The organism is Nitrospirillum bahiense, assembly GCF_007828025.1.
Lineage (GTDB): Bacteria > Pseudomonadota > Alphaproteobacteria > Azospirillales > Azospirillaceae > Nitrospirillum > Nitrospirillum amazonense.
Genome location: NZ_VITO01000002.1, coordinates 224,109 through 249,400, shown reverse-complemented (window position 1 = coordinate 249,400; position 25,292 = coordinate 224,109). Strand labels below are relative to the sequence as shown.

At 69.0% G+C, this 25,292-nt stretch carries 22 protein-coding genes; 9 read left to right on the top strand and 13 right to left on the bottom strand.

Features of this window, described 5'->3' with window-relative positions; all coding sequences use genetic code 11:
• Positions 1-150 precede the first annotated feature (150 nt).
• Positions 151-861 (bottom strand): hypothetical protein, encoded by a 711-nt coding sequence (locus FBZ88_RS03760; RefSeq protein ID WP_145615500.1) that lies wholly within the window; start codon positions 859-861, stop codon positions 151-153.
• A gap of 238 nt (positions 862-1,099) precedes the next feature.
• Here FBZ88_RS03760 and FBZ88_RS03755 point away from each other — a divergent pair, with 238 nt between their 5' ends.
• The gene (locus FBZ88_RS03755; RefSeq protein WP_145615499.1) at positions 1,100-2,044 is read left to right on the top strand and encodes an ROK family protein; all 945 of its coding nucleotides are present in this window, start codon (positions 1,100-1,102) and stop codon (positions 2,042-2,044) included.
• Between the two features lie 57 nt (positions 2,045-2,101).
• Here FBZ88_RS03755 and FBZ88_RS03750 read toward each other — a convergent pair whose 3' ends face one another.
• Entirely contained in the window at positions 2,102-2,305 is a 204-nt protein-coding gene (locus FBZ88_RS03750; RefSeq protein WP_145615498.1) for a hypothetical protein, read from the bottom strand.
• A gap of 748 nt (positions 2,306-3,053) precedes the next feature.
• Here FBZ88_RS03750 and FBZ88_RS03745 point away from each other — a divergent pair.
• Positions 3,054-4,154 carry a hypothetical protein gene (locus FBZ88_RS03745; protein WP_145615497.1) on the top strand — a complete coding sequence of 367 codons (1,101 nt, stop codon included), beginning with the start codon at positions 3,054-3,056 and terminating at the stop codon, positions 4,152-4,154.
• 134 nt (positions 4,155-4,288) lie between these two features.
• Here FBZ88_RS03745 and FBZ88_RS03740 read toward each other — a convergent pair whose 3' ends face one another.
• The 9 genes from FBZ88_RS03740 to FBZ88_RS03700 all read right to left on the bottom strand — a co-directional run bounded on the left by FBZ88_RS03740 (position 4,289) and on the right by FBZ88_RS03700 (position 16,884).
• Positions 4,289-4,483, bottom strand: coding sequence for a hypothetical protein (locus FBZ88_RS03740; protein ID WP_145615496.1), 195 nt, complete (start codon positions 4,481-4,483; stop codon positions 4,289-4,291).
• A 186-nt stretch (positions 4,484-4,669) separates the two neighbouring features.
• Entirely contained in the window at positions 4,670-5,029 is a 360-nt protein-coding gene (locus FBZ88_RS03735; protein WP_145615495.1) for an ArsC family reductase, read from the bottom strand.
• Between the two features lie 41 nt (positions 5,030-5,070).
• Complete coding sequence (locus FBZ88_RS03730) at positions 5,071-5,451, bottom strand: nuclear transport factor 2 family protein (RefSeq protein WP_145615494.1); 381 nt, start codon at positions 5,449-5,451, stop codon at positions 5,071-5,073.
• Positions 5,452-5,632: 181 nt separating this feature from the next.
• Entirely contained in the window at positions 5,633-8,869 is a 3,237-nt protein-coding gene (locus FBZ88_RS31240; RefSeq protein ID WP_145615493.1) for a VIT domain-containing protein, read from the bottom strand.
• A 175-nt stretch (positions 8,870-9,044) separates the two neighbouring features.
• Positions 9,045-10,361 carry an MmgE/PrpD family protein gene (locus FBZ88_RS03720; protein ID WP_145615492.1) on the bottom strand — a complete coding sequence of 439 codons (1,317 nt, stop codon included), beginning with the start codon at positions 10,359-10,361 and terminating at the stop codon, positions 9,045-9,047.
• Entirely contained in the window at positions 10,358-11,482 is a 1,125-nt protein-coding gene (locus FBZ88_RS03715; protein WP_145615491.1) for an adenosine deaminase family protein, read from the bottom strand. The genes FBZ88_RS03720 and FBZ88_RS03715 overlap by 4 nt, the downstream gene beginning before the upstream one ends.
• Before the next feature lie 28 nt (positions 11,483-11,510).
• The gene (locus tag FBZ88_RS03710) at positions 11,511-12,827 is read right to left on the bottom strand and encodes an NCS2 family permease (protein WP_211102504.1); all 1,317 of its coding nucleotides are present in this window, start codon (positions 12,825-12,827) and stop codon (positions 11,511-11,513) included.
• A gap of 11 nt (positions 12,828-12,838) precedes the next feature.
• Positions 12,839-13,927: a nucleoside hydrolase gene (locus tag FBZ88_RS03705; protein WP_246138478.1), complete on the bottom strand. Its 1,089-nt coding sequence runs from the start codon at positions 13,925-13,927 to the stop codon at positions 12,839-12,841.
• 11 nt (positions 13,928-13,938) lie between these two features.
• Positions 13,939-16,884 (bottom strand): TonB-dependent receptor domain-containing protein, encoded by a 2,946-nt coding sequence (locus FBZ88_RS03700; protein ID WP_145615488.1) that lies wholly within the window; start codon positions 16,882-16,884, stop codon positions 13,939-13,941.
• A 246-nt stretch (positions 16,885-17,130) separates the two neighbouring features.
• On the opposite strand from FBZ88_RS03700, the gene FBZ88_RS03695 reads away from it, so the two are divergent.
• Complete coding sequence (locus FBZ88_RS03695; protein WP_145615487.1) at positions 17,131-18,078, top strand: LysR family transcriptional regulator; 948 nt, start codon at positions 17,131-17,133, stop codon at positions 18,076-18,078.
• Positions 18,079-18,096: 18 nt separating this feature from the next.
• Here the strand turns inward: FBZ88_RS03695 and FBZ88_RS03690 are convergent, their stop codons facing one another.
• Complete coding sequence (locus tag FBZ88_RS03690; protein WP_145615486.1) at positions 18,097-18,474, bottom strand: DUF427 domain-containing protein; 378 nt, start codon at positions 18,472-18,474, stop codon at positions 18,097-18,099.
• A 160-nt stretch (positions 18,475-18,634) separates the two neighbouring features.
• Between FBZ88_RS03690 and FBZ88_RS03685 the strand changes: the two genes are divergently transcribed.
• From FBZ88_RS03685 to FBZ88_RS03660, 6 genes are read left to right on the top strand one after another with little or no spacing between them, the layout of a single operon-like run.
• Positions 18,635-19,384, top strand: a complete 750-nt coding sequence (locus tag FBZ88_RS03685; protein ID WP_211102503.1) for a FadR/GntR family transcriptional regulator — start codon at positions 18,635-18,637, stop codon at positions 19,382-19,384.
• A complete protein-coding gene (locus FBZ88_RS03680; protein ID WP_145615484.1) occupies positions 19,381-20,556 on the top strand; it encodes an aminotransferase class I/II-fold pyridoxal phosphate-dependent enzyme in 1,176 nt (391 codons plus the stop codon). Before FBZ88_RS03685 ends, FBZ88_RS03680 begins: the two co-directional genes overlap by 4 nt.
• The gene (locus tag FBZ88_RS03675; protein ID WP_145615483.1) at positions 20,556-21,821 is read left to right on the top strand and encodes an ABC transporter substrate-binding protein; all 1,266 of its coding nucleotides are present in this window, start codon (positions 20,556-20,558) and stop codon (positions 21,819-21,821) included. The genes FBZ88_RS03680 and FBZ88_RS03675 overlap by 1 nt, the downstream gene beginning before the upstream one ends.
• On the top strand, positions 21,818-22,705 hold the full coding sequence (locus FBZ88_RS03670) for a carbohydrate ABC transporter permease (protein WP_186464185.1): 888 nt from the start codon (positions 21,818-21,820) through the stop codon (positions 22,703-22,705). Before FBZ88_RS03675 ends, FBZ88_RS03670 begins: the two co-directional genes overlap by 4 nt.
• On the top strand, positions 22,702-23,529 hold the full coding sequence (locus tag FBZ88_RS03665; protein WP_145615482.1) for a carbohydrate ABC transporter permease: 828 nt from the start codon (positions 22,702-22,704) through the stop codon (positions 23,527-23,529). The genes FBZ88_RS03670 and FBZ88_RS03665 overlap by 4 nt, the downstream gene beginning before the upstream one ends.
• Positions 23,530-23,538: 9 nt before the next feature.
• Positions 23,539-24,603 (top strand): ABC transporter ATP-binding protein, encoded by a 1,065-nt coding sequence (locus FBZ88_RS03660; RefSeq protein WP_145615481.1) that lies wholly within the window; start codon positions 23,539-23,541, stop codon positions 24,601-24,603.
• Here FBZ88_RS03660 and FBZ88_RS03655 read toward each other — a convergent pair.
• A complete protein-coding gene (locus tag FBZ88_RS03655) occupies positions 24,600-25,289 on the bottom strand; it encodes a DNA-3-methyladenine glycosylase I (protein WP_145615480.1) in 690 nt (229 codons plus the stop codon). The two genes, FBZ88_RS03660 and FBZ88_RS03655, sit on opposite strands and share 4 nt — an antisense overlap.
• Positions 25,290-25,292: the final 3 nt, after the last annotated feature.

Here is a 25,292-nt window from a genome sequence, read left to right as displayed (position 1 = left end):
GATTAAACAATCCCCAGCATTACGATTTCCACCACGCTTATGGGCATAGCGTTACTTTGTCACCAGCCCTTTGTTATCCCCCGCCTGGGCTGGCCCTTAGGCCCATACCCGGAAATTCGGGCATGGGCCTTATGACCTGTGGCGCTGACGTTAGTGGGACGCGCCACTGGCGGCACCGCCGGTGTCCTTCATGGCGGCGGCGGTGGGAGTCGCGACCGCGGGGGTGGGGCCGGTGATACGGTCACCGGCCGTGGCGGCGGTCATGACCGGCGGCGGCAGGTCGCAGCGCGGCAGCTCCGACACGCGGACGATGGCATCGTTGGTGACGGTCTTCACCACGTCGGCGTCGCTCATCAGTTCAGCCTGGGCCAGCATGTCGGCATGCTGGGCGCAGTAGATGTCCGTGGAAACAGCCGCGATGTGCTGCGACATCTCGTTGGCCAAGTGGGTGCGCAAGGTGTCCAGCGCGCGGTTGGGGTTGCCCTTGGCCGTCTTGCGGTAGTGGGCGATCAGCGAGTCTTCCCAAGCGATGATCTGCGTCCTGTGCGCCAGCGTGAACTTCTTGTAGCGCACATAGAGGCCTTCGTAATTCCCGCCCAGCTGCTGGCAGGTCAGGCCGATGACCATCAGGCGGGTGTGGTAGCGGATAGCCTGTTCGGCGTCAAACTCCGCCGGGGAATAGCAGGGACCGGACACCTTGGCCGGCTTGGGTGTCTTGGCGGCCTTTTCCGGTGCGGCCTTCTTGGATACCACGGCCTTCTTGGCCGGGGTCGTCTTGTCGGCGGCAAAGGCCGGCACGCTCACGGCGGCAGCCAGCGCAAGGGACAGGAGGGGGGCGGCGAGCAAACGGGCACGCGTCATGGCGCGGGTATCCATATCAGTATCGGACGATCGGCATCGTGGCGGCGGCGCGGCACATCCCCATGAAGACATCCCCCTTGCCGGTCAAGACCAGGAGGAACGCCCGCGATCAGGCCCCCGCATCCACCACATCTTGTACTTTTAGCCCTGCATGCCCACCATGAGCAAGAGTCGGGCGCGACCTAGCCCATAAGGGCGGGGTCCTGGCGTGACCGTTCCACGAAAATGAGGAAACGCCATGGCCCGTATTGGCATCGACCTGGGCGGGACGAAGATCGAAGGGCTGGCCCTGGGTGACCAGGGGGAGGAACTGGCCCGCCGCCGCATTCCCGCCCCCCGCGACGATTACGGCGCCACCCTGGCCGCGGTGGCCGGGCTTGTCGCCTGGCTGGATGCCGAGATCCGGGTGCCGGCCCCCGCCAGCGTGGGCGTGGGCATACCCGGCGTGCTGTCCCCCCTCACCGGCCTGGTGAAGAACGCCAATTCCACCTGGCTGAACGGCCATACACTGGACCGCGACCTGGCGGCGGCCATCGGCCGGCCTGTGCGGCTGCAAAACGATGCCAACTGCCTGGCCCTGTCGGAAGCCGCCGATGGCGCCGGCGCCGGCTGCCGCACCGTCTTCGCCGCCATCCTGGGCACAGGCTGTGGCGGGGGCGTTGTGGTGGATGGTTGCATCATCACCGGCCGGCACGCCGCTGCGGGCGAATGGGGCCACAGTCCCCTGCCCTGGCCACGGCCCCCGCAAGCGCCTGGGATGGAGCCCCAGCAGGAAGACGAAAGGCCGGGCCCCGCCTGCTATTGCGGCCGTCGGGGCTGCCTGGAAACCTGGGTCTCCGGGCCTGGCCTGGCCGACGACCACGCCCGCGCCACCGGCCGTGTCCTGCCGGCGGTGGAGGTGGCCGCCCTGGCCGCAAGCGGCGATGGCCCGGCGCAAGCGGCCCTGGACCGCCATGTCGATCGGCTGGCGCGCGGGCTGGCCGGCGTGGTCAACCTGTTGGATCCGGACGTCATCGTTTTGGGCGGCGGCCTGTCCAACATGGCCCATCTTTATGAGCGCCTGCCGCGGCGACTGGCGGCTTGGTGTTTCTCCCCCGATGTCACCACGCCCATCCGTCCCGCACGGCACGGTGATTCCAGCGGCGTGCGCGGCGCCGCCTGGCTTTGGCCCATCCAGCGTTGACCTTATCGGCAGACGGCCCGTCCTGGGCAACCTGGGGCCTTATCTTGGAGATGGCGGTCAGGCTTGGCGGCGGGCCCAGATCAGGGTGCCGGCCGCCGCCGCGAACAACAGCAGCGCAACGACGGCCGCCCACAGCGCGGGCGAGGCCAAGATGAGCACCGCGCCGGCGATCACCTGGGCCGCGGCCGCCATGTGCCAGCGGGCCCGGGGCGTGATCCGAACGGATACCGGCGAAGGCGCGGCCGGCGCCTTGCGGGTCAAGCCTGCCCTGCGGCGGGTGCTCTTCGGGGGGCGGCCGCTTTGATGGGCGGATGCAGCGGAACGGGAGGGTGCGGATCGCTTGACCATGGATCATGGGCATAGCAGCGCCACCGCCGGACGGCAAGGCGGGCCGGAAAAGGGCCCCTGAGTCGCGGGGGACCGGGCTCAATAAAGACGGTGGCGGCGATGTGCAGCTCCCTCCGGCACCGAAACGCCCGGGGGCTCTGGCTTTCCGGGTAAGGTGCCCTCCATTCCGCCTAGGCCGGGGGCCTGCCGACACAGCCATCGACACAGCTATCCGGGGGGCCGCCGGCGAGTCGGCGAATGAGGTTTTTAAAAAAGAGCGATGACGATGGAATCAACGCTTGCAGTCCAAGGATTTTCTTTTAAATAAAGGTCAGGACTTGGGTGTCACCGGCCAGCCCTGGCGGACGTTCGCAACGGCGACCCGGCACTTCAGTTCAACCGGATTTTCATAAACCTTGCGTCGTCGCCCTTCGGACGTAAATCCGTGTGCGCTGCGTCGGTATCCTGGTCTTTGCTTGAAAAGATACCGGAATACTTAGGGGTTTTGAATATCGCTTTTAAAAGGTGTGGTCCGTCGTTGTAAAAACGGCGACGACATCAGGGGTGCCGCCACGGCGGGCTTTGGCCCGTGTCGACGGCGCGCCTTGCACACACCCGTCCGCGACCGCCGGGTCAGCCCCCATCGTTCGGCTGCCGGCCTTTTGAATGATGTGTGACAGACATGACCCAAGAGCCCCTGTGGCAGCCTAGCGATATCCAGAACCAGGAAGGCGTGGAGAAGGAAGCCGACGGTGACGCCCCCAAGCGGCGCGGTCGCATCCCGCAATCGGCCTGGCCGTCCATTCTGGAACGGTATCGCGCCGGCGCCACCCTGTCGGCCATCGCCCGTGAGTTCGACTGCACGCCCAGCGCCATTTCCTACATCGTGCGCAAGGCCGAGACGGCGCAGCCCGGCGAAGGCGGCGACGCCCCCGCGCCGGCCGTGGAAGCGGCCCCCGCGCCCAAGCCGGCCCGCGTGCCCAAGGCGGAAGCGCCCGCCGCCCCTGCCCCCGCCCTGCCGCTGGAGCCGCCGGTGGTGACGGAAGCGCCGGCAGCACCCCAGGCGGCCCCCGCCGCCGTGGAAGCCGCCCCCGTGGCAGCCGCTCCCGTCGTCGAGCAGCCGCAGCGCGCCCCGCGCACCGCCGGTGAGCGCGGCCCCCGTGGCGAACGTCCCGTTCGTTCACAGGAGGGCCGTTCACAGGAGGGCCGTTTCCAAGAGAGCCGCGAAGGCCGTCCGGAGCGTGAACCCCGGGCCGATCGCGCCGAGGGGGAACAGCCCCGGGGTGACCGGTTCGGTGATCGTCCGCAGCGGGGTGAGCGCCGCACCCTCACCGGCGCCGCCGTGGCCAATGCGGCCCAGGAACGCAGCCAGCCGCCGGCCGTCAGCCAGGGGCAGCGTCCCTATGGTGACCGTCAGGGCAACCGCGCCCCGGTCGATACCGACAGCATGGACCAGTTGCTGGACCGCCCCTACAACAGCGACCGTCCGGTGGGTTCGGAATATCCCTACCGCCAGCAGCAGCGCAACGCCGCCCGCCTGGAAGCGGCCGAGACGCCGACGGAACCGGCCGACCAGCGCATGATCGCGGCCGCGCAGCGCAGCGCCGAGGCCTATACCGCCTGGAAGGCCAATCCCGAAGGCGGCATGCAGGGCCTGACTGACGCGCTGCATGAACTGCGCAAGGTGATCGCCCGCATGGAGATCGAGATGTCGGCCAGCCGCAAGGAAGAGCATGCGGCCCGGCCCATCCCTATCCCCTACCACCGGGCTCAGCGCCGCTGAATTGCTGGGGCTTATGCCCCGGCTTTCAGCACTCGCTTGCACTGAATGCGAAAACACCCCGCCCGGGTCTCCTCGGGCGGGGTGTTTGCATTTGGACCGCCGCAAGGAGCAGCAGCCCGAAAGGGGTTGCAGCGTCAGCCGCCCATGGTGGCGCCCAGGATCAGCACGGCGCCGTAAAGAGTAGCGAACAGGCTGGCCAGCGCCAGGAAGTCCCGCACTAGGCGCCCGCCATTCGCACCGGCCCGGCCTAAGGCGCGGCGGCTCAGCAGCGTGGATTTCGGGGCAAAGCCGACACCGTGCATCGTGTCGTGGACCGCAATGTACGCCATTTACCCCTCCACCGTTTGTCTATCCGGAGCCGCGCTTGTCGGCGCAAGCCGTTCGTGGACTTAGTGTTGCCAGAACGTTCCAGGAACCACAAGCGGAAATGTTCTCATCTCGTTCCTTTTTTGGACTCACAACGAGAACATGCAACCCCTGGGGCCTGTACCGTGTCCGAGCCCCCAGGAATGGAATCAGCGGCCGGCAGCAGTGAACGCCTCTTCATATCGCTCGGGCTTGAAACCGGCCATCAGCGTGCCGTCCAGGTCCAGAATCGGGCGCTTGATCATGGAAGGCTGGGCCGCCATCAGGGCCACCGCCTTGGCGGCGTTCAGGTCCTGGCGGTCGGCGTCGGGCAACGCGCGGAAGGTGGTGCCGGCGCGGTTCAGCACCGTTTCCCAGCCCAGCGCGGCGCACCACGCCTGTAGCCGGTCCGGATCGATGCCCATGGCCTTGTAGTCATGGAAGGCGTAGTCGATGCCGCGCCGGGCCAGCCAGTCGCGGGCCTTCTTCATGGTGTCGCAGTTCTTGATGCCATAGAGGGTGACGGCCACGGCCCAGGTTTCCTTTATTGATGCAGTATTGCGAAATTCTTTTAGCCTAATGCAGGCGTTCCCAAAGTGAACCAGGCGCGGCTGATGCGGCCACCCGTCACTTCATAAATGCCGATGACCTCCACCGTGCCAGGGCCTTCCGGAAACGTCCGGGTCACCACCTCATGGTCCACCACGGTGGCGCCCACCGCCACGCGGTGCAGCAGTCGTCCGTGCAGGTTGGGTTCCTGGAAGCGGATGAGATGGCGCGCCCGAATCTCATCCGTCCCGCTGGCCAGCAGGGTATCTGGATGCTGGTAGATGCGCGCGTCCTCGGCCCAATAGGTCATGAAGGTGTCGATATCCTTGGCGTTGTAGGCGCGCAACTGGCCGTCCACCACCTGCTCGGGCGTCAGGGGCGAAAGCGGCGCGGTCCAGGTCATGGCGACACTCCTCAAGGCGAAGGGCGGATCACTTTTATCGAATATGATGCCGCCCGGCCGTCGCTGTTATTCGGCATGCCGCCCATTCCCCATCGCCCCCTGAAGGTCCTGGTCACCTTGCATCCCATGGCGGGCCTGGCCATGCGGCCCGCCGCTGAAGGGCAAACACTGGTTCACGCTCTCAAGGCCCGCGCGACGCGCCGTCCGACGCCGCAGCGCCGCCACCCACGGTCACCCGGCCCACCACGCGCGTGCCATCCTCGCCCGGCTTGAGCTCGATCTGCATCATCTGCACCTCCTCCGTCGCCCGCTGGTAGTTACGGTAGAGATGGGCGCGCACGGTGATGGGCCCGTTCGGGTTCAGGCGGTCGGTGCGGTAGATGTTGGCGCTGATGGTGTATTCGCCGTTCGGCGCCCGGCGCAGCAGATATTCCTCCGGTCCATAGCCCTGGGTCATGTCGTGCGACAGCCGGCCGCCGATGGCGGTGCGGGGATGGCTGTAGATGGCGCGCTCGCCCGAGGGCTCATCCACCCACAAGTCCATGTCCGTGGCGTCCACGTTCCATTCCAGGACCACGCGCAGATCCACGTCCAGCTTGTCCCGCAGGCGCGGGTCAAGCGGGATGTCGCGCACGCCCAGCTTTTCCAGGCGCGGCAGGATGCGGTTGGCCTCCATCAGGGCCACCATCTCGATGCCGGTGTAGGCCGGCGACCAGGTGCGGGTGATGACCTCGTTCAGCAGCCGCATGGCCCGTTCGTAATCCGCCCGCACCGACGCCGCCGGGGCGCCATGCTTGGCCGCCCGTTCCGCGCGTTCGATCAGGGCCAGGGCCAGGCTGCGCCGGGGCTGCGGCCGGTCGCCATCCAGGTACAGCACCTTCTCATACAACCAGATGGCGCGCGCCTCCTGCCCGAAGCGCATCAGGTCGTCGGCCACGATGATCAGGGTGCCGGTGTCGGCACTGGGCAGTTCCAGGGCGCTCAGCGCCATGGACGCCGCCTCGCCCACCTTGCCGTTGCGGAACAGCAGCTCCGCCACGTCCAGGTAAAAGGCCGGCAGGCTGCCGTACCGCGCGGCCTGGGCAGTGACCGCCGCCCGGAACTCCTCGGCATCGGCCAGATGCTCCTTGATCTCGCGAATATAGGGACGGTTGGGGTCCCAAGGCGCCACCTCAATGGCGCCGGCGCTGTCGCCACCGGATTGGCCGCCACCGGACTGGCCGTTCGCGCGGCTGCCGGTAACGACCACCTGGTCCGCTGCGCGGCCGGCGATGGGTGCCCTGGGCGTGGGCCCGACCGATGAGAGGGGCGCCATCACCGGCGGCGGCGGTGCCTCGATGTTGACCTCCACAGGCGGTGCGAAAGCCGGTGGTTGCACCGCTTGGGGTGGCGGCGGAGGCGCCATCACCGGGGCGGCCATCGGGGGCGCCACCATCGGCGGCTTGGCCGTGTTGACCGACCCCACGATGGGCGGCGGCGGGGCCGGCATCGGCGGCGGCCGAACCGTGGTGCTGTTCATGATGACATGCGGCGGAGGAGGCTCCCGGCGGGATGGTGCTGGGGGCGGTGGAACAGCCGGCGGCGGGGCGGGCTTGCGGCCGGCCCACCAGTCCTTCTGCTCCTGCCAGGCGGTGACCACCTGCCCTAGCCGGTTGGCGGCGGCGATGTCCTTGATCTGCTGGGCGCGGGCCTGCGCCGCGGCGAACTGGTTCTGCAGATCCTTGCCCAGGCTGTCGGGCGGGGCGATGTCGGCGTCGACATAGTCCTGCAGCCGTTCCAGCACCAGGAAGACGGCACCGCCGCCGGCGACGCCGTAGCGCCGGGCGAAGCCCACGGCCGCCTTCTGGTCCGGCCGGTCGGACGCCGTCATCTCCGCCACGCGGTCGGCGGCCCACAGCGCGCCCAGGGCGTCATCCGCCGCCGTTGGCAAATCGTTCAGGTCGAAAGACAGAACGCGCCCATCGGCCAGCGTCACCTTGACGGCGCCCAGCGACGGCGGGGCACGGCCGACGATGCGCACCCAATCGGGTGCCGCCGGCAGCACCGTGAAGTCCAGCGCCGTGCCGTCCGCCGCCTTCACATCGATGGCGCGGCTGGCCGGGCTGCTCAGGCGGGCCAGGACGGCGTCCGCCCCCCGCGCCCGCAAATCGAGATGCTCCCCGCCCGACTTGCGGACCAGCGCCGCCAGGAAGCCATGGTCGGCATCGGCGCCGCTGGACAGGGTGAATAGTGGGCAGTTCACCCGCTCCGCCTGATAGGCATCCAGGGTCACCCGCCCATCGGAGAAGTACAGGCAGGCGTCGGCCGGCGCCGGCGCGGCCTTCAACACCCCTTGCAGGGAGGTAGCGCCACCGTAGCTCACGGCCCGCAGGGCGCCCACCGCCTCGTCCGCCGCCGTGGCGCTGTCAAAGGACAGCACGTGCGGCGTGTCGTCGGCGAACAGCACCACATCCACCACCTTGGGGCCCACCGCCGCCAGATAGCGCTGCAACAGTTCCAGTTCCGCCGGCGCCGCGTCCTGCCGCGATAGCGACCGATCCCAATAGACGCGTACACGGCCGGTGGGCTTGGCGCCGCCGGTGCCGCCGGGCACGGCTGCGTTCACCTCGAAGAAGGTGTCGCCGGCATGATGGCGGGTCAACACCACCGGGGCCGCCGGCGGCATGCCGCCAATGGTGAGGGCGCCGCCCAGGGTGACGCCGCTGGCGTTGGCCCGCGCCTCCAACCCGCCCGTGCCGGGGGCCCAGCGCAGGTCCAGCCCGTCCGGCCCCGCCAGGGCCGGTGCGGCGGCGGCGTCCACATCGATGACCAGCAGGTTGACCTTGGCCACCGGGTCCAAGGTCACCAGCGGCAGGGTATAGGGCTGGTCCGTGCCGATGGGGGTGGCGAACTCAACCCGCACGGTGCGGCCCCGGTTGGGGAAGATGGGAAAGACATGGGTGCGGAAGGCATTGTCGCGCGTCACCTCCGCCAAGCCGGGATCGACGCCGCGCCGCACCTGCTTCTGATAGGCCAGCGTGGCGGCGCGCTTGGCCACCAGCACGCCGTCGGCCATCTGGCCATTCACGTCCAGCGCATAACCGGTGACGACGGAGCCCGCCGGCAGGTCCAGGGTGAAATCGCCCTCCACCGCCGCCGTGGTGGGGTTGGCGAAAGTGGCCGACAGCGTGGTGTGCGCCACCCCGCCGATGATCTTCACCGTGATGTCCAGGTTGCCGATGGTCAGCGCATGGGTCGGCTGGGCACCCCCGGGCGCCATATAATTGCGGGCGACCAATTCGGGACTATAGGACCGGGCCGGCGCTGGTGTTGCCCCACCTGTGCGCGCCCAGAACAGCAGGCCCAGGAAGACCGCCAGCGTCAGCAGCACCCAGACCGCACGACCCATGCCCCAGCGCCCGATCAGCCTGTCGCGCATCCCGCCCCCCAATCCATGTAATACTGTAACGGCCCCGCGCCCCACCGCGCAAGCCCGCGCCCTGAGGTCTACATCCCGGGGCCGTCGAACAGTATTGCCAGGATCATGGCCGCCGGAATGTGGCGGACATAAGGCCCCTTTCGCCCCTTCGTTGAAAAAGGGCTGGCCCTCTGCCCTACACCACCCGCGTTGCGAGGCGGCACAGCGCCCGCAAGTCCGTCATGGCCTCGATGCCGGCCACCTGGTCGGCCAGGCGCTGCGCGTGCCCGTCCGGCAGCGAGGCCGCCAGATGCAGGAACTTGGCGCGCAGGCGGTCGTCATCGGCGCCGATCAAGCTGGTGTCGCACCGCGCCTCGCGGCGCGATCCATCGGCCAGCGTGACCTCCACCGCCGTCAGGTCGGCCGGCCAGTCCCGGGGCCCGAACGCCACCGTCACCCGGTCCCGCAGGGCAACCAAGTCCGGCTGGGCCGTCACGGCATCCGTGAACAGCCCGGGCCTGCCGGTGTCCGCCCCCAACAGGGCCAGGGCCGCGACGAAACGCAGGCTGAATTTCGCCTCCGTACCGGTGCGGGGGGCGGCAATGTTGCACATGCGGTCAGCACCGGCATCCACGGTCAGGCGCACCTGCCGCACATCCGTCGGCTCCAGACCTTGGGCGCGCAGTGCCGCGATCGCCTCGATAGCGCCATGGGTGCCGAAGCAGGAGGCGTGGTACTTGAAGGAATTGCGGTCCAGCTCATGGCCGTCCCACGTGATGGGGCCAGCGGGGATGGCGGATTGGGTGGCGGCGTAGCCCTGGGGCGCCTCCAGGATGTCGGTGCGGCTGGAAATCCCCGCCTCGGCCCACACGGCGGCGCACAGCCCGGCCTCGGCCGCCCGGCCGGCATGGATGGGCTTGGCCATGGTGCCGAATTGCGCCTTCAGCCCCGCCGCCTGTGACGCCGCCAGCCCGTAAGCGCGGGCGGTCGCCTCCTCATCCAGGCCCAGCAGGTGGGCGCAGGCGGCGGCGGCCCCCAGGGCGCCCAGGGTGCCGGTCATGTGGAACCCACGATCGTAGGGACCCGCCCCCAGCCAGCGCCCGATCATGCCCGCCGCCTCATATCCGGCGACAAAGGCCGCCATCACCGCCCTGCCCCCCAGCCCACGCTCCTCCGCCAGCGCCAGCAGCGGCGGCAGGATGACGGTGGTGGGGTGGACATGCATGGCCAGCGAGACGTCGTCATAATCCAGCGCGTGCCCCGCCACGGCGTTGAGGAAGGCCGCCTGGCGGGCGCTCACCTCCTCGCCCCCGCCGATGGCGGCGGCGGCGGGCCGCCCGCCTTCCGCGAGGGCGATGGCCCGCAACGTGCGGGAGACAGGTTCGTTCGCCCCCGCGATCGCCAGGCCGAGCCAGTCCAGGATGCAGCGGCGGACCATCGCCGCCGTCGCGGGCGACACCGATGCGGCGGCGGCCCGGCTGAGGCGGATGACCTGGAAGGTGGCGCTGGTCATAGGGCCGAGGGTTCCCAATCCAGCCCCGCCGCCAGGGTGTCGAACAGCGCCGGCCACTGGGCGTGCCAGGCGGACCGCTGCCCGGCATCGGCCCAGCTGCCGGCGATGCCGGCGGTCATCATGTTCCGCAGGTCGGGAATGCCGAAGCCCAGGTGGCTGTACATCAACTCCCACGCCCCGGCCGGGCTCACCCGGTGCAGGGTCGGGTCGTCGGTGTTGGGGTGGACGGCCAGGCCGGCGGCGGCCATGCGGCGGATGGGATGCTCGGCCGCCCACCGCTCCGGCGGCAGGGTGCGCAGGTAGTAGGAGTTGGTCGGCACCACCGTGAAGACCATGCGGCGGTCGGCGTACCGGCGCATCAGGTCGGGATTGTCGACGATGCTGTAGCCGTGGTCGACCCGGTCCACGCCCAGGCGGTCGACCACGGTTTCCACGTTGTGCCAGGGGGTGCCGAACTCCCCCGCGTGGGCGGTCAGGCGCAAGCCCTGGCGGCGGGCCAAGGCATAGGCCTCGGCGAACAGCTCAGGCGGCCGGTCCGTCTCGCGATAATCGATGCCGATGCCGGGTACCAGCGGATGGCGGGCAGCCGCCATCAGTTCCACCATCTCCAGCGCCGCGGCCGGATCGGCCTCACGGTCGATGGATGGGATCAGCAGGCCGCTGATGCCGTGGTCGGCCGCCGCCTCGGCGATACCGGCGACCAGGGCCGCCTGCACCTCACCATAGGCCAGGCCGGTGTCGCGCAGGGTGGCGGTGGGGTTCCAGAAGAACTCGGCATGGCGCACGCTCTCCGCCGCCGCATCCTCGAGGTATTCATAGGCGATGCGGCGGAAGTCGTCCGGCTCCAGCAGCAGGTGGCGTTCCAGGGCGCGCAGCACGTGCAGCACGCCCACCGGCTTAGCCCCGCGCCGGTAGAACGCCTCGATCTCCGCCCCGTTCATGGGCGCGCCGTGCTTGGCGGCCAGGTCAGCGAAGGTTTGGGGCCGCACCGCCCCCAACAGGTGGCAATGCAGCTCCACCTTGGGCATGGCGCGGAAGAAGGCACGCTGCGCCTCGGTGACCGTGCGGCCGGTCTGCGCCGGCGGCACGGTGGCAAGCGTGTCGGTGATGGGAATGGTCATGAAAGGCCCATGATAAGCGCCGCGGCGGTCAATGCCGGGTCGCGGCGACATAGAAGTAGTAGCCGAGCGGAACGGACAGGATCAGCAGCCCGACGGGCACGCGGGCCACCCGCCCGGCAAGGATCTGCACCAGGACGTAGGCCAGGATGCCGGCGGCGATGCCGGTGCCGAAATTGTTGGCGACCAGGGTGACCAGCACCATGACCAGGGCCGGCAGCAGGTCGGCGATCTCATCGGCCACCAGGTGGCGGATGGTGCCGAACATGGACAGGCCGGTCAGGATCAGGGCCGGCGCCGTCGCCTGCCGGGGCACCGCCATCACCAGGGGCGTCACCAGCAGGGTGGCGAGGAAGCACAGCGCCGCCCAGGCCGAGGTCAGGCCGGTGCGGCCCCCCGCCTCCACCCCGGCGGCGGACTCGACCAGGGCCGTGCCCGACGGGATGCCGATCAGCGGCCCCAGCGTCGCCATCACGGAATCCACCAGGAAGGGCCGCTCGATGCCCGGCAGGTTGCCGTGCTCATCGGTCAGCGACGCCTTGGCGCCCACGGCCAGCGTGGTGCCCAGGGTGGAAAAGAACTCCCCCGCGAAGAAGGCGAACAGATAGGGCAAGGCCGTGAGCGAAAAGGCGCTGCCGATATCGATCTGGAACGAGATCGGCTGGAAGGACCGGGGCAAGGCCACGAGGGAGGACGGCAGCACCGTCAGCCCCAGCGGGATGCCCGCCAGCGTCGCCGCCACGATGCCCGCCAGCATGGCGCCAGGCAGCCGGCGCGTCTGTAGGGCCACGGCGACGCCCAAGCCGATCAGGGCCACGATGGGGCCCGGCTGGCTGAAATCCCCCAGCGAGAGCGCCACATTCCTGGTGTTCAGCGCCACCATGCCGGCGTCGCGGCAGCCCAGCAGGGCGATGAACAGGCCCAGTGAGGCCCCCAGCCCCAGCTTGATGGGGGCCGGCACCAGCCGCATCACCAGGGTGCGCGCACCCGTCAGGGTCATCACCAGGAACAGGACACCCGACAGCAGCGCGATGCCCAGGCCCGCCGGCCAGGGAATGTGCTCGGTCTGCGCCAGGGTGATGCCCAGGATGGCCGACCCGCCCAGGCCGGGTCCGACGATGAAGGGCAGGTTGCCGTACAGGCCCATGAACAGGCTGCCCACAGCCATGACGGCGATGGCGGCGGTGGTGGCGGCCCCGCGATCCATGCCGCCGCTGGCCAACAGCGACGGGATCACCACGATCAGGTAGGCCGCCGCCATGAAGGCGGTGAGGCCGGCGACGCCCTCGCGCCCCACGCTGGTGCCACGCTCCGCCAGGCGGAAGCGGCGGTCGAGCAGCACCCTCATCGCCGGGGTCCTCATTGCCGAGCCTGGGCCGTGAACGTGGACAGGAAACGGGTGGTGTCCACCTTCTGCACGATGTGCACCGTCTGCTCTCCCTGGTGCGGGGCGAATTCGTCCTTCCAGATCTGCGCGGTGCCATAGGCCGGCCCCGGCAGCAGGTCGACGTCCATGCGGGCCACCAGCTCCTCCGTGACCAGGGACCGGTCGATGGCGACGGCGGCGGTCAGCTCATCCCACAGCGGCTGGCCGACCTTGGCGTAGTCATGGAAATAGCGGGCCAGCGGCGTGCCGGCGGATGCCACCTGCCCGACCAGCTCCGGCGTCACCTTCACACTGCCGGTGACGTTGCCCATGACGGTGATCTTCTTCCACGGCGCGGTCAGCACAATGTGCGCCGCCTCGGGATCGAACAGGAAATTGAAGTCGGTGGCGTAGTCGGTGTTGCCGGTGACCCGGGCCACCGCCAGGTCCAGCCCACCGCCCTCGATCACGATCTCCTTGGCCAGCGCCGGCAGGTCGGGCGCCAGGCGTAGCGCCAGGGCGATATCGGTCAGCGGTCCGGCGGTGATGACGGTGACCTCTCCCGGGTGGGCCCGCACCAGGCTGATCAGCAGGTGCGCCGCGTCTTCCGGCACCGCCGCGATCTGCGGCTCGCCCTCGGGCAGGGGCGGCACCAGCGCCGGGTCGTCGGGATGATAGCTCCGGCCCGGGCGCGGCGCGTTCCACGCCCCCTTCCAGGGGATGGCGCCGTAGCGCTGTTCCCAGGCCCGCATCTCGCCCTGGGTGCGCAGCAGGGGCATCTCCGCCCCCTTGGCCACCGGAACGTCCGGCCGGCCGGCGATCTCCAGGAAACGCAGCAGGTGCCGCGTCTCCTCCTGCAGCCAGGCGTCGCCGGTGACGACGCCCACCCCCAACAACTCGACCTTGGGGTCGCGCAACAGCGGGATCATCGCCTGGATGTTGCTCTGGCCAGGCCCCAGGAAATCATTGTCGAAATAGACCAGGGTCTTGTCGGACGCGGCGGCGGGAACCGCCGCGCCCCCAGAGGCCGCGCCCAGGGAGAGCACCAGCGCGGCGGCGCGCGCCGCATGAACGAGCTTCATCGATGACCCCATCAGAACCGCGCGCTGACGTTGGTGAAGACATAGCGCCCCAGGGCATCGTAGATGCCGCTGTAGAAAGCGCCATTGGAAACCTGGCCGCCGGTGCTGGCGGTCACGGGCGGGTCCTTGTCGAACACGTTGTTGACGCCCATCCGCAGGCTGATGTCGTCGGTCAGGGCCAGCGACACGCCCAGGTCCAGGTAGCTGACGCTGGGCAGCGTGGCGTCGTAGGGCTGGTAGGCGCCCGCCAGGTAGACGGCACTGCTGGACTTGTCGTTGCGGGTGCCGCCGATGTAACGCCAGGTCGCCATCAGGTCCACGCCGTCCGGCAGGGTCCAGTCCACCACCATGCGGTGGCGCCACTTGGGGATGGGCATGCCGCAGGTGACGCCGAAGTAGCCCTCGCACCGGTAGGACGGCGTGTTGGGCAGCACCTGGATTTCATACTTGTCGGTGAAGGTGCCCGAGAAGTTCAGCCCCACCCGGCCCAGGCCGTTCACCCCGATCAGGTCGGCCACATCGTACTTGGCCGAGAGCGAGAAATCGACGCCCGAGGTGTCGAGATAGCCCGCATTGATGTAGGTGGTGACGACATAGCCGCTGGTGACCAGCGAGCCGGTGGTGGGGTTGCGGACCACCAGGTTGCAGAAGGTGCCGGTGGCGATGCACTGGCTGAGTTCGATCGTGGCCGGCACCGTCGAGATCAGCTTTTTCACATCGATATCGAAATAATCGGCGGTAAGCGTCACGCCCGGCAGGAAGGACGGGGTGATCTGGGTCCCGAACGACACCGTGTTGGACTCTTCCGGCTTCAGGCCCGGGTTGCCGCCGATCATGGCGCCGGACTTCTGCCCCGCCGCCGGGGCGATGTTGCCGTACTGCGTGACCGTCACGCCGGAGGCCTGGCAGGCCGCCAGGCTGGCGGTGGGATGGGCGCCTTCGCAGGGATCGGTCAGGTTGGCGGTGGTGATCTGCTGCGGCCCGTACAGTTCCACCAGGTTGGGCGCGCGCACCGCGCGCTGGAAGCTGCCCCGGAAACGGATGTCGGTGTCCGGCGCCCACTCGCCACCGGCCTTGTAGGCGGTGGTGTCGCCGGCGGTGCTGTAGTCGGAATAGCGGGCGCCGGCGTTCAGGGACAGGCTGTGGAAGAAGGGCCGATCCTGGACCAGCGGCGCGGTCACCTCGGCGAACAGCTCCTTCACGTCGAAGGCGCCGGAAATGGGGAACTCACCGCCCGAATTGCCCGCCACGTCCTTGGAGGAATAGTGGCTGTCCGGCGTCAGGCCGATCGACTCCCGGCGGTATTCCGTGCCGAAGGCCACGCCCAGAGGGCTATGGGCCAGGGGGCTGGTGAGGGCCGACAGCTGGCCGGTGACGGCGCCGCTGGCCACCACTTCCTGGGTGAAGCCGGTACGGTAGAAATCCTGCTGCACATAGCCCAGCGCCGCCGGGGTGATGCCGCCGATGGCGAAGATGTTGATGGGCACGCAGCCGGCAGCACCGGTCTTGCACACGATCTGGCCGCTGGAATTGGTCACGGCCTGCAGCGCGTTGGCGAAGTTGGACAGCGAGATGTCGCCGGTCAGCCGCGAGTCATAATTGGTGCGGCCATACTGGGCATAGACGTCGTACTGCCAGTCGTCACTGATGTCGCCCTTGGCCCCCAGCACGCCGCGATAGGCGGTGTGGGTGGTGTAGTCGTGGCGCGAGCCGGCCTGCACGTCGCGTTCCGACACCACCACGTTGGCGGTCTGGGCGGAGGTCAGCCCCGCCGTGGTGCAGAAGACGCTGACCTCCTGCGCCGACAGGTAGGGATTGTTGCAGTTGACCTTTTCCGCCACGCTGAACACGGCGGTGGGCGACAGGCGGATGTCCGCCTCGTCCCGCATGAACATGAACTCGCCATAGACCTGGTGGCCGGGCGCGTATTCATAGTGGCCGAACAGGTCCAGGTTATAGCGTTGGTCCGGCGACTGCAGGTCGTAGGTGGGACCGTTGTTGAAGCCGTCCGACGTCTTGTAGGTGCGCAGGGTGTTGCCGGTGGTACCGTCCAGGGTGTAGGTGCCGCGCGCCGCCCCCGTGGTCGGGTTCAGCGGCTGGAACTGGGCCGGGTAAGTGGCGCTGGACAGCGAGCAGGAATAGCCGCTGGCGCCGGCCGACAGCCCGCAGATGGAGAAGTCGCGGTCCGACGTCCGTACCCCTACGGCATGGCGATAGCTGAAGAAGCCCGTGATGTTGCCGCGCCCGCCGGCGAAGTTCTTGCCGGCGGTGATGGAAACGTCGTTCTGCGGCCCATCGAAGGTGGCCCCGCCGGGATAGGCCTGCTTGGCCGCTGCCGAAACGGCGCGGATGGGGTTGTTGTTGGTGTGGCTGTAGAAGCCGTTGGTGGTGTCGACCTGGACGCCGTCGAAGTCCTTCTTGAGGACGAAATTGACCACGCCGGCCAGCGCGTCCGAGCCGTAAACGGCGGAGGCGCCGCCGGTGACCACGTCGATGCGCTCGATCAGCGCCGCCGGAACGTTGTTGATATCGGGCGCCTGCGCCGCCGTGCGGTCAGGGTCGCCCTGCATCAGGCGGCGGCCGTCGATCAGCACCAGGGTGCGCTGATTGCCCAGGTTGCGCAGGTTGATGGTGGCGGTGCCGCTGGCGCCCACCGTGCCGCCGCGATTGCCGGCACCCTGGTCGGCATAGGCCTGCGGCAAGGTGTTGATCAGGTCCTCGACCCGCGTCACGCCGCGTTGCTGCAGCTCCTCGCCATTGACCGTGCTGATGGGGCTGACGCTGGTGGCGTCGGGGCTGCGGATGCGCGAGCCGGTGACGATGATCTCGGTCAGCGCCGTGTCGCTGGACGCGGTCTGCGCCGTGGCTGGGCCGGCGGCCAGCGGCCCCGCGGCGATGGCGACGATGGTCGCGGTGAAACGCCCGGCGCGCGCACGCGCCTTCCTGCTGATTGACATGGAGCCCCCGTCTGATTTTTTCGCGCCCGACACTTGCCCGGTCGGCGGCTCCTCCCCCGAGGTGGCGCGTGGCTTGCCGCCCGTCGCCCGTCCAGTCCGTGCAGTACCCGGCGGCTGCCCGCCACCTTGCTTGCCCTGTTTGGGCCCGCCCCGTCTGAACTATGAATGTAGTATGACGCGCGCTCCTTCAGAGGGGAAAGTTTTTACATTTATGTTTTTATAACTTTGCCTTATTACAAAACCGCCATGTCCCGGACCATCGACGCGCCCCCCGCCTGGAAGAATCCCGTCTCGCTGCGCCAACTCCGCTTCTTCGTGGAGCTGGCGCGCACGGGGAACTTCTGCCGCGCGGCGGAGGAAATGTCGGTGTCCCAGCCGGCGATCAGCGCCGGCATCCGCCAGATAGAGGCGCACCTGGGCGTACGCCTGTTCGACCGCACGACACACAAGGTGACGCTGACCGACGCGGGCATCTCGCTGCTGCCGCACGCCCAGCGCCTGCTGACCACGGCGGCCAACGCCTTCAGCGACATGCATGAGGTCGCGGGGCGGGAAATCGCCACGGTGCGCATCGGCGCCATCCCCACGGCGATGGAGGCGGTGGCCGCCTCGCTGGCGGAGCTGGCGGGCGACATGCCGGGGGTCGTTCCCCACCTGCATGACGGGCGCGCCGACCAGCTGATCCGGGGCCTGCGCGGCGGCACCTATGACCTGGTGGTGACGGTGCAGGCCCTGCCCGACGACGATCTGGAAGGCGTGCCGCTGTTCGAGGATGAGATGCTGCTGGTGGCCCGCGCCGATCATCCCCTGGCCGCCCACGACCGCCTGCCGTGGCGCGCCCTGGCCGGCCAGGAGATCGTGCATTTCGCCGGCGGCAGCATCGGCGAGCTGACCTCGGCCGCCCTGCAGCAGAACGACCTCGCGCCGTCCACCCGCTATCGCGTGGACCAGGTCAATTCCCTCTATGGCCTGGTGCTGAGCGGCCTGGCCATCGGGGTCATGCCCTGGCTGTACACCCTGGGCTTCCCCGAGGACCGCCTGCGGCGCATCCGCCTGGACGGCCCTACCGTGCGCCGCCAGCTGCGCCTGCTGCACCGCCCGCAACTGCGGGAGGAGCATCCGCGCGGCGTGGAATTCGCGCAAAGGCTGACCGCCAAGCTGCGCGACAAGCTGTCGGCCAACCGCCTGCCCTGAGCTGGGCCCGCCTTCCCGTCAGTCGCTCTCGGCGATGGAATCCACCCGGTCCGGATAGAAGGCCAGGTGGTCCTTGATCGCCCCGACGGCGGCGTGCGGCGCCTCATAGGTCCAGATCGCGTTCACCGCCCGCGCGCCGCCGGCGGGGATGCTGAAGTAGGAGGCATCGCCCTTGTAGGGGCAGTGGGTGGCGTGGTCGGTGCGTTCCAGCGCCGCCATGTCCACGTCCTTGCGCGGGATGTACTGGACGGCGGGATAGCGCGCCTCCCGCAGGCTGAGCGCATCACGCGTGTCGGCGATCACCTTGCCGCCCAGCGTCACGACCACCCGCCTGGGGTTGCGCTCGATGGTGATGGGATGATCGGGACCTGGAATCTTGATCGTCTTCTCGGTCATGGCGCTGCCTCCTGCGATCGCTGCCAGGGATATGGGGTCGAGGGCCCCGGGCGTCGAGAGCCGCTTGACAGCCCCTGACCGCGCACCGATCATCAGATGTCAGACCAATTTGGGGCGGCGTCGGGACAGCGCTGAAGCCCCGCATGACAGTCGAGGTGCCGTGGTTCCGCCCGCCGCCCCCCTTCCCGCCAGCACGGCCCTGCAGCCGCTGCCCAGCGCCGACCGCATCGCGGCGGTCAGCGCCGCCCTGGCGGCCTTCATCGCCGAGGGGGCCTTGCAGCCGGGCGAGCGCCTGCCGACGGAGCGGGAGCTGATGGCGCGGCTGGCCGTCGGGCGGTCCACGGTGCGGGAGGTCATCCGCCAGTTCCAGGCGCGGGGCCTGGTGGAGACGCGCAAGGGCAGCGGCACCTATCTGCTGCGGGCCATAACGCCCGGCGCCGTCCATGTCTCGCTGACAATAGATGCCGGGCTGCTGCGCGACCGGCTGTTGCAGACCCTGGAGATCCGCCGGGGGCTGGAGGTCGCGGCCAGCGAGGCCGCCGCCCGCCGCGCCACCCCGGCCGACCTGGCCGTCCTGGAGGAAAAGCTGGTGGCCATGGAACGCGTGCACATGGACCAGGGCACCGCCGGGCCGGAGGATCTGCAGTTCCATTTGGCGATCTACGACGCCACCCACAATCCACTGTTCCGCCAGTTGCTGGAGCAGTTCCGCGAGACGTTCGAGCATTTCTTCGAAAAGCCGTTCGACCGCCCCGACTTCGCCCGCCGATCCTTCGCCCTGCACCGCGAGCTCTTCGACGCCATCCGCGCCGGCGATCCGGAAGCCGCGCGGCTGAAAACCCTGGGCATCCTCGCCATCGTCGAAGAAGACATCCAGGCCATGTCCCCCACAACCGGTTCCCCGCAATGACCGACCTTACCGAAGATCCCGTGGCCCTGGCCCAGCGCCTGGTGGCGCATGACGAGGGGAGCCACGCCTATGAGGCGGTGGTGCCGGCCATCGTCCAGACCTCGCTGTTCACCTTCCCCAATTTCCAGGAGATGGCGGACACCTACGCCGGCAAGCGCTCGCGCAACGTCTATTCCCGCACCACCAACCCCACGGTGACGGAGTTCGAGCGCAAGATGGCAGCGCTGGAGGGGACGGAGGACGCCATCGGCTTCCCCAGCGGCATGGCCGCCATCTCCGGCGCCGTGCTGGCGCTGGTCCAACCGGGCGACCGCATCGTCTGCGTCCGTCATGTCTACCCGGATGCCTACCGCCTGTTCGAGACGCTGCTGAAGAAGTGGGGCGTCACCACCACCTACGTCGATGGCGCTGACCTGGCCGCCGTGGACGCCGCCTTACCTGGCGCCCGCCTGCTGTACCTGGAAAGCCCCAACAGCTGGATGATGGAGGCGCACGACGTGGCCGCCCTGGCGGCCCTGGCCAGGAAGCACGGCGCCGTCAGCCTGATCGACAATTCCTGGGCAACACCCGTCTTCCAGCGGCCGGCGGCGCTGGGCGTGGACCTGGTGCTGCATTCCGCCTCCAAATACATCGGCGGGCACAGCGACACGGTGGCGGGCGTGGTGGCCGGGCGGCTGGAGCTGACCGGCCTCATCCGCCGTACCATCTGCCCCTATATCGGCGCCAAGCTAGGGCCGTTCGAGGCCTGGCTGCTGCTGCGCGGTTTGCGCACCCTGCCCATCCGCATGAAGGCGCATGAGGCGTCGGCCCTGACCCTGGCGCGGCGGCTGGCCGAGCATCCCAACGTCGCCAAGGTGCACCATCCGGCGCTGATGGGTCCCCTGCCGCCGGGCCTGACCGGCACCTCGGGCCTGTTCTCCTTCACTGTGGACGACGGTATCGATATCCCCGCGCTGTGCGACGCCCTGGCGTTCTTCCATTTGGGCGTCAGCTGGGGCGGACATGAAAGCCTGGTGGTGCCGGCGCTGGTCACCCACGTCCAGGCCGCCGGCCCCAACTCCGCCCTCGATTTCGGCGTGCCGGCCACCATGGTGCGCCTGCATGTCGGGCTGGAGGGTACGGAGGCGCTGTGGGCCGACCTGGACCAGGCCTTGACGGCGGCCAAACGCTGATGATGCTGAAACGCCTGCTCCTCGCCCTCACTCTGCTTCTGCCAGCGGTCACCGCCCGCGCCGAAGAGCTGCGGCTGGTGGAGGTGTTGAGCAGCCCGGAACGGACGGAGACGCTGAAGCGGCTGGTCGCGGGGTTCGAGGCCCGCCACCCCGGCACCCATGTGGAGATCACCTCCCTGGCCTGGGGATCGGCGTTTGAGAAGCTGGCCACCATGGTGGCGGCGGGCGACATCCCCGACGTGGTGGAGATGCCGGACCGCTGGCTGTCGCTGTACGCCGGCAACGGCCAGCTGGAAAGCCTGGAGCCCTATCTGGCCCGCTGGCCGGAGACCCAGGGCCTGAACGACCGGGCCCTGACGGTGGCGCGCTCGGTGGCCGACACCGCCTACATGCTGCCCTACGGCTTTTACTTAAGGGCGCTCTATTACAATAAGGCGGTGTTCCGCCAGGCCGGCATCGCCGAGCCGCCGAAGACCCTGGAGGAGTTGCGCGCCGACGCCGCCCGGATCGCCCAGCTGCCGGGCAAGTCCGGCTATTGCCTGCGTGGGGGCCCGGGCGGCCTGAACGGCTGGGTCATGTTCGGGGCCAGCATCGCCGGCGGCAACGCTTTCTTCCATGACGACGGCACCAGCACCCTGAACGACGCCGGCTGGGTGGCCGGCACCACCTGGCTGATCGACCTGTACAAGGACGGGCTGGCGCCCAGGGACAGCGTCAACTGGGGCTTCAACGAGGTGGTGGCCGGCTTCTATACCGGCACCTGCGCCATGGTGGACCAGGACCCCGACGCCCTGATCGCGCTGAAGGCCCGCATGAAGGCGGAGGATTTCGGTGTGGCGCCCTGGCCCAAGGGCCCCAACGGCAAGGCCTATCCCACCCTGGGCTTCGCGGGCTGGTCCATCTTCAAGCGATCCGCCCACAAGGATCTGGCCTGGGACTTGGTGGTGGCGGTGAACGACCCGGCCGGCAACCTGGCCTGGAACCAGCAGACCGGCGCCCTGCCCGTCTACACCGCCGCCGCGCACGACCCGCTATATGCCGGCGCCATCTACCAGGGCTGGTTCGCGGAGCTGGCGGATCCGGACGTGGTGCCCACCCTCATGCCCACTTACCTGCCGGGCTTCGCCTATTTCGCCGACAGCCTGGTGGTGCGCAGCAGCCAGCAGGCGCTGCTGGGCCAGATCAGCCCCACCACCATGAACAAGCAATGGGCCGCCTATCTGACCAAGGCGCGACGCAAGCAGGCGGAAGGTGTGAAACCATGAGCCGCGCCCTGGCCCTGAGGCTGGAACCCTATCTCTACGCGGCACCGTCACTGCTGCTGATCGCCGCCATCATGCTGGTGCCGCTGGTCACCGGCCTGTCCTACGCCTTCCATGACCTGATCCTGCTGGACCCCCTGAGCGGCGACTTCGTCGGCCTGGATCATTTCCGGGAGATGCTGGACGACGACGGCTTCTGGACGGCGCTGCGCAACACGGTGGTGTGGACGGCGGTATCGGTGGCCCTGCAGTTCGGCTTCGGCCTCATCCTCGCACTGCTGCTGAACCGGCCCTTCCCCGGACGCGGCCTGGTGCAGGCCCTGGTTTTCCTGCCCTGGGCGGTGCCGGGCTTCCTGTCCGGCCTCACCTGGGCCTGGCTGTTCAACCCGGTGATCGGCCCGCTGCCCCATTGGCTGCACGGGCTGGGCCTGCTGGCCACGCCGGAGAACATCCTGTCCGACCCGCACCTGGCGTTGTGGGGGCCCATCGCCGCCAATGTGTGGTGGGGCATCCCCTTCTTCGCCATCACGCTGCTGGCGGCCCTGCAGTCCATTCCCAAGGACATCTATGAGGCGGCGGCCATGGACGGTGCCGGCCCGCTGCTGCGCTTTCGCCGCGTCACCCTGCCCCTGCTGGCCCCCACCATCGCCATCACCGTCATGCTGCGCACCGTGTGGGTGGCCAATTTCGCCGAGTTGATCGTGGTGATGACCAAGGGCGGGCCGGCCGACGCCACCCAGATCCTGTCCAGCTACATCTTCACCCTGGCCTTCCAGCGCCTGGACTTCGGCTACGCCTCCGCCGTGGCCGCCGTGCTGCTGGTGTTGCTGCTGGCCTATGCCGCTGCCGTCATGGTGCTGCGCCACGCGATGACGGAGCGGGCATGAGCAAAGCCGCAACCCGTGTCGCCCATGCCCTGGCGCTGGCGGCGTTCCTCGCCTTCGCCCTGTTTCCCCTGTTCTGGCTGCTGAAGGTGTCGCTGACGCCCGACGACCTGATGTATGGCGAGGGCCTGCGGCTATGGCCGTCGCGCGTGACGCTGGACCATTACGGATCCGTCCTGCGCCACAGCCAGTTCCCGCTGTTCTTCCGCAACAGCCTGATCGTTTCCGCCGCGACCGGCCTGCTGGCCACCGCCGCCGCCTCGGCCGCCGGCTATGCCTTCTCGCGCTTCCGCTTCCGGGGCAAGGCCTGGGTGGTGGGGGTGATGCTGGTCAGCCAGATGTTCCCCCTGGTCATCATCGTGGCGCCCATCTTCCGCCTGCTGGCGCCGCTGGGCCTGACCAACAGCCTGAGCGGCCTGGTGCTGGTCTACACCGCCTTCAACACCCCCTTCGCCGCCTTCCTCATGCAGTCCTTCTTCGAGGCCATTCCGAAGGATTTGGAGGAGGCGGCGATGATGGACGGCGCCACTCGCTTCCAGGCCCTGCGGCGGGTCATCCTGCCACTGACCCTGCCGGGGCTGGCGGCCACCGGCGGGTTCGTCTTCACCGCGGCGTGGAGCGAGCTACTGTTCAGCCTGATGCTGAACTCCTCCGCCGCCGTCAGCACCTTCCCCGCCGGCCTGCTGGGCTTCGTCTCCAAATTCTCGGTCGATTTCGGGCAAATGATGGCGGCTGGCGTGCTGGCCCTGCTGCCGGTCGGCGCCTTCTTCCTGCTGATCCAACGCTATCTGGTGCAGGGCCTGACGGCCGGTGCCGTGAAAGGCTGACCCAACCCCATGGCCACCATCACGCTTTCCAACGTCAGCAAGGATTACGGCGGCGGCCCGGTGCTGCGCGGCATCGACCTGGAGATACGGGAAGGGGAGTTCGTGGCCCTGATGGGGCCGTCGGGCTGTGGCAAGTCCACCCTGCTGCGCCTGATCGCCGGACTGGAGGAACCCAGTGGTGGCCAAATCCACATCGACGGCCGGCTGGTGAACGACGTGGCGCCCAAGGACCGGGACTTGGCCATGGTGTTCCAGTCCTACGCCCTCTATCCCCACATGACGGTGCGGGAAAACATGAGCTTTGCCCTGAAGCAGCGCCGCCTGCCGCCGGCGGAGATCAAGGCAGCGGTGGAGGCCGCCGCATCCAAGCTGGGCCTGACCAGCCTGCTGGAACGCAAGCCCAAAGCCCTGTCGGGCGGCCAGCGCCAGCGCGTGGCCATGGGCCGCGCCATCGTGCGCAAGCCTAAGGCCTTCCTGTTCGATGAGCCCCTGTCCAACCTGGACGCCCGCCTGCGCGAGCAGATGCGCTATGAGATCCGCAAGCTGCACCGCGAGCTGGGCGCCACCAGCGTCTATGTCACCCACGATCAGGTGGAGGCCATGACCATGGCCGACCGCATCGTCGCCCTGAACGACGGCGCCATCCAGCAGGTGGGCGCTCCGCAAGAGCTGTACGACCAGCCCGCCAACCTGTTCGTGGCGGGCTTCCTGGGCTCCCCGCCCATGAATTTTCTGGACGCGACGCTGGCGCCCAACGGCACCCTGGTGGTGGAGGGCCAAACGCTGGCCCGCGTCTCCCCGCCCACCGGCCTGGCGGCCGGGACCACCCTCACCCTGGGCCTGCGACCGGAGCGCCTGGCCCTGACCGATCCAACCGAGGGCACGGCTGTCCGCGTTGACGTGGTGGAGACCACGGGCACCGGCCGGGTGGTGCACCTGGCGCTCGGCCCGCAACGCCTGAAGCTGTTCACCATGGATACGCGCCCACTGGCGCCAGGTGAAGTTGTGGGCCTGGTCGTGCCGCCGGGCGCGCCGCTGCTGTTCGATCCGGTGAACGGCGCCCGCCTGTCTTAGTGATACGGCCCGCTTTCGACACTCATGGCCAGGATGCGGCTGAGCGCCGTCAGGTCGCGGCCGGTCTCGGCACTCCAGTCATTGAACGCCCGCTGCACCTTGGCCATGTCGCCCTTGCCGCCGGGCGCCTTGGCCAGCACGCCTTCGCGGATCAGGGCGGTCACCACGTCCTGGGTGAGGATGAAAGCGGGCTTGCCCAGAGTACGCAGGAAGCGCATGCCGGTCTCGCCGCCCAGGCGGCTGGCGCGTTTCTTCAGCACGTCCAGCAAACCCACGAAGTCGGCGTCGGGCCAGCCGGCGAAGAAGCGGGCCGCACTGCCGTGCTCGGCCGCCAGGTCCAGCAGGAACTGGGCGTTCACCTGCACCGCCCGCACCTTGGCGGCGTTGCGGATGATGCGCGTGTCCTTCAGCAGGTCGTCGAACCACTCTTCCGACATGGCCGCGCAGCGGTGGACGTCGAAACCTTCGAACGCCTCTTCGAAGCCCGGCCATTTGGCGTTGATGACCTTCCAGGAGAAGCCGCCCTGGAACAGGTGGCGCGTCATCTCCGCCAGGATGCGGGCGTCGGGGATGGCGGTGATGGCATCGGCGGTGCGCGACCGGTGATCGGCCAGCTTGGCCTCCAGCGCATCCATGCCCCCATGGCGGCCAGCCGCCAGCGCCACGACCGCGTCGAAATCCGACATGCC